The sequence below is a fragment of the Pseudomonas sp. PA-4-8C genome (assembly GCF_021606625.1).
Taxonomy (GTDB): domain Bacteria; phylum Pseudomonadota; class Gammaproteobacteria; order Pseudomonadales; family Pseudomonadaceae; genus Aquipseudomonas; species Aquipseudomonas lactis.
Genome location: NZ_WKCD01000373.1, coordinates 1 through 4,340, shown reverse-complemented (window position 1 = coordinate 4,340; position 4,340 = coordinate 1). Strand labels below are relative to the sequence as shown.

Annotated in this window: 5 protein-coding genes; 2 read left to right on the top strand and 3 right to left on the bottom strand. The window is 62.9% G+C overall.

The features are described 5' to 3' along the window. Together GIW04_RS28345 and GIW04_RS28340 are read right to left on the bottom strand one after the other, a co-directional pair. A partial coding sequence (locus GIW04_RS28345; RefSeq protein WP_236479438.1) for a 3-phosphoshikimate 1-carboxyvinyltransferase occupies positions 1–1,099 on the bottom strand: 1,099 nt, incomplete at its 3' end. Between the two features lie 238 nt (positions 1,100–1,337). Next, complete coding sequence (locus tag GIW04_RS28340; protein WP_034135518.1) at positions 1,338–1,892, bottom strand: UPF0149 family protein; 555 nt, start codon at positions 1,890–1,892, stop codon at positions 1,338–1,340. 184 nt (positions 1,893–2,076) lie between these two features. On the opposite strand from GIW04_RS28340, the gene GIW04_RS28335 reads away from it, so the two are divergent. Together GIW04_RS28335 and nudC are read left to right on the top strand one after the other, a co-directional pair. Continuing rightward, a complete protein-coding gene (locus GIW04_RS28335; RefSeq protein ID WP_003191008.1) occupies positions 2,077–2,889 on the top strand; it encodes a crotonase/enoyl-CoA hydratase family protein in 813 nt (270 codons plus the stop codon). Positions 2,890–2,894: 5 nt separating this feature from the next. Next, positions 2,895–3,728, top strand: coding sequence for an NAD(+) diphosphatase (gene nudC / locus GIW04_RS28330; RefSeq protein WP_003191009.1), 834 nt, complete (start codon positions 2,895–2,897; stop codon positions 3,726–3,728). Here nudC and GIW04_RS28325 read toward each other — a convergent pair. Continuing rightward, positions 3,696–4,340, bottom strand: a 645-nt coding sequence (locus tag GIW04_RS28325; RefSeq protein WP_236479437.1) for a sulfite exporter TauE/SafE family protein, incomplete at its 5' end; no start/stop codon positions are given. The genes nudC and GIW04_RS28325 overlap by 33 nt on opposite strands.

Sequence of the window (4,340 nt, the reverse complement as noted above, 5' to 3'; positions counted from 1 at the left end):
GTGCGGTGCAGGCGGAGCCAGCCAGGGCCGGGTCGCTGGCGACCAGCAGGTCATCGCCCTCGATAGTCGCCAGGCCCGGGCGAATTTCGTTGAGGCCATCGTACAGCGCCTGCACGCGGTCACATTCCTTGACGCGCAGGTTCGCCAGTTCGGTAAAACGCACCGGCGTGTTGTTGAACGCGGCGAGCACCGCCAGGGTCGGGATCGCATCCTGCATTTGCGAGCCTACCACCGTGGCCTGCATGTTCGGGAACTGCGCGATCACGGCCTGGGCCTTGGCGTCGGGCTGGGTGAAGTCCTGCGCGGCTACACCGATGTCGATACGCCCACCGGTCAGTACTTCTGCGGCCCACAGGTAAGTGGCGGCGGAAGCGTCGGGTTCGATCAGGTAGTCATGGGCGGTATAACCGGTGGGGGCCACGCGCCAGGTGGTGTCGTCCACGACGTCCACCTGGGCACCGAACGCACGCATGCAATCGAGGGTCAGGTCCACGTAGCCACGGGCGCCGATGTCCTTGCCGGTCAGTGCCACTTCAATCGGCGCTTCGCCGCACGCGGCCAGCATCAGCAGGGCCGATACGTACTGGCTGGACAAGCCACCGTCAATCTCAAAGCGCTTGGCCTTGACCTTGCCCACGCCGTGCACGGTCACCGGTGGGCAGCCGGTGGGGCTGTCGACCTGGATGCCGTTCTGGGCCAGGGTAGCCAGCAGCGGGCCGATCGGGCGTTTTTGCATGTACTCGTCGCCGTCCAGTACCACGGTGCCTTGCACGGTGGCCACGGCAGCCGTGAGAAAGCGCATGGCGGTGCCGGCGTTGCCGAGGAACAACGGCTGGGCCGGCAATTGCAGCGAGCCTTGGCTGGTGACGACAAAGGTGGTGTCGTCCGGCTCGTCGATGGTGACGCCCATCTGCCGCAGGGCGACCGACATGTGGCGCGTGTCATCGCTTTTGAGCGCACCGCTCAACCGGCTGGTGCCCTTGGCCAGTGCCGCCAGCAACAGCGCACGGTTGGTAATGGATTTGGAGCCGGGGGGCGCGACCTTGCCAGTGAGGGGGAAGTTGGGCGGTGTAACGGTCACGGTTTTCTGCGAACTCAAGGTACAAGGCTCCTGGTCAAGGCGAGGTGGCGTGGAGTGGCCGACGTGCGGACCCGAATCATCAGGCAAACACGCCATGCTTGTCGAGTGAGCGGGTGATTTGCGTGCCCAAATGTGTGAGGGACTTGCCCTAACTGTAGGAGCGAGCTTGCTCGCGAAAAACGTCAACGATAACGCGTGCTTCCTGAATGAACGCGGCGCCTGTAAGTTTTTCGCGAGCAAGCTCGCTCCTACGGCCTTAACGCTGGCTCAGCCAGTAGTCATGCAGCGCACGCGCAGCCGGTTCGATCTCGCTGACCCGCTGTTGATGGGCGTTTACATCCAGGTCTGCCGGCAGTTCGAAATTGTCCTGCTCGGCGCACCAGGAAATCCGCTCCAATTGCCCGGCTTGTACAGCGGGCAATGGCGGCCAGTCGGCGATCGCCACACCGCGCACATAGCCAAAGCACCATTCCTCGGCCAGGGTCACCACCTGGCCCTGATGCTCGGTGTCATCGAAACGGGCCTTGAATGCCTGGGCGTCGGTGGCCAACTGCGCGGCGAGGGTATTCATATGACGCACGCACAGATCAAGGAAAGCCTGGGCTTCGTCCATGTTGTCCCATTTCGGGTTCTGCCCGCCCCAGATAGCCGGGAACCACTCGGCCACGTCCACTCGGGCGGGGCTTGAGACCAGCGCGGTGAAGTAACCGTCGAGTTCGGCCATGTTCAGCACTGAATGGTCGTCGCCGTACTGCAGCAGGGTGGCCTCGATGGCGTCGAAATCGGCAGGGGCGAGGGGATGAAGTTGCATGGAATTTCCTTTAAACGTCGAACGCCGCGCACGGTGCGGCTTAAAGCGCGAAGGATGGCGTGTGTGCGGGGTTTTATCCAGCGTCTTTTCCTGCGCCGGTGCCAGTCCCGCTTTTGGCCGATGCGCCGTGGCGCACCCTTGATATAGTCTGGCCTTTCTCAATCGCCAGTCAGGGATCACTGCCATGTCCGAATACCAAGCCTTCGTTGTCGAACTCAGCGGCAACGTTGCCCATGTGCAGATCAATCGCCCGGAAAAGATCAACGCCATGAACGCGGCGTTCTGGACCGAAATCATCGACATCTTCCAATGGATCGACGAAACCGACGCCGTGCGTGCCGTGGTGCTCAGCGGGGCGGGCAAGCACTTTTCCTCGGGCATCGACCTGATGATGCTGGCCTCGATCGCCAATGATTTTGGCAAGGACGTGGGGCGCAATGCGCGTCTGCTACGCCGCAAGATTCTCGAGCTGCAAGCCTCGTTCAACGCTGTGGACACTTGCCGCAAGCCCGTGCTGGCGGCGATCCAGGGCTATTGCATCGGCGGCGCCATCGACCTGATCAGTGCCTGCGACATGCGCTATGCCGCCGAGGACGCGCAATTCTCAATCAAGGAGATCGACATCGGCATGGCCGCCGACGTCGGCACCTTGCAACGCCTGCCCCGCATTATCGGCGACGGCATGCTGCGTGAACTGGCCTACACCGGCCGTCAGTTCGGCGCTGAAGAGGCCCGTAGCATCGGCCTGGTCAACCGCGTGTTTGCTGATCAGCAAAGCCTGCTGGCGGGTGTCATGGACCTCGCCCAGCAAATCGCCGCGAAGTCGCCGATTGCCGTGACCGGCACCAAGGCCATGATCAGCTACATGCGTGACCACACAGTCAATGACGGCCTGGAATACGTTGCCACCTGGAACTCGGCTATGTTGCAATCCAACGACCTGCGCGTGGCCATCGCGGCCCATATGAGTAAGCAGAAACCCGAATTCGTGGATTGACCGACATGACCCCAGGCTGGATTACTACAACGCTGCTGGACAACGACGCCCCTGGCGGCTGGGCCGTCGCCCGCAGCCGCGAAGGCTTTTTACACGACACCAATGGCCCGCTGTTCCCGCGCGAATGGCTCAAACGCCAGGACCTGTCGGTGTTTGCCGAACACGGCATCGGCCACCTCGACGGCGAGCCGGTGTACCTGCTGGAACTCGACTCGGTGGCGGATGTGCCAGGGTGCAGTTGGCAGGGCTTGCGCGGCTTTATGCTGCAAGGCGATCACACCCTGTACAAAGTGCTGGGCTACGCCGCGCAGATCGGCACCTGGGCGCGGGAGCACCGCTTTTGTGGCAGTTGTGGCCAGGCGATGGTGCAGGTGCCGAGGGAGCGGGCGATGTATTGCCAGGCCTGCGACCTGCGCAGCTACCCGCGTATCTCGCCAAGCATGATCGTGCTGGTGACCCGTGGCGATGAGATCCTGCTGGCGCGTTCGCCGCGTTTCGTCACGGGGGTCTATAGCACCCTGGCCGGTTTTGCCGAACCGGGTGAATCCGCCGAAGACTGCCTGATCCGGGAAGTGCGTGAAGAGGTGCAGGTGGAGGTCAAGAACATCCAGTACATGGGCAGCCAATGCTGGCCGTTCCCTCACTCGATGATGCTGGGCTTTCATGCCGAATACGCCGGTGGCGATATCGTGCCCCAGGCCGACGAGATCGAAGATGCGCAGTGGTTCAATATCCACGAGCTGCCGCCGTTGCCGGCGTCACGCTCGATTGCGCGTTACCTCATCGACCTCTACGTGGCCCGCCGCTTAGGCCACGCTGAACCAGTGCTGCCAGGCTAGGCGTACGGTCAGGCCCAGCACCACGGTGATAAACACCGGGCGAATGAATTTGGCGCCGCCGCTGATCGCGCTGCGTGCGCCAAAGAACGCGCCACACATCACCGACACCCCCATCGCCAGGCCGACAATCCAGTCCACCGACCCATTGATGATGAACACCGTCAGCGCCGCCGCGTTGCTGACGAAGTTCATGCTGCGCGCCACGCCGCTGGCCTTCACCAGGTCGATAGGGTGCAGCAGCATCGTGCTGACCGTCCAGAACGCCCCCGTGCCGGGCCCGGCCACGCCGTCGTAGAAGCCCAGGCCAAAGCCCTGGGTGGCTTGCCATTTCTTCTTGATCGGTGCCTCGGCATCCAGCGGCGCCTTGGGCGTGCCACCGAACAGCAGGTACACACCGCAGGCGAAGACGATCACCGGGAGCATCTTGTTCAGGGTTTCGGCGGGCAAGTAATGGGCGACGACCGCGCCGGTCAGCGCACCGATCAGTGTACCGACGATGGCGTGCACCCATTGGCGTGGGTGGAACAGCTTGCGGCGGTAGAAGGTAAAGCTGGCGGTGGCCGAACCGAAGGGGGGGGGGGGTTTGTTGGGGTCCCTGTTGCTTTTACAAAA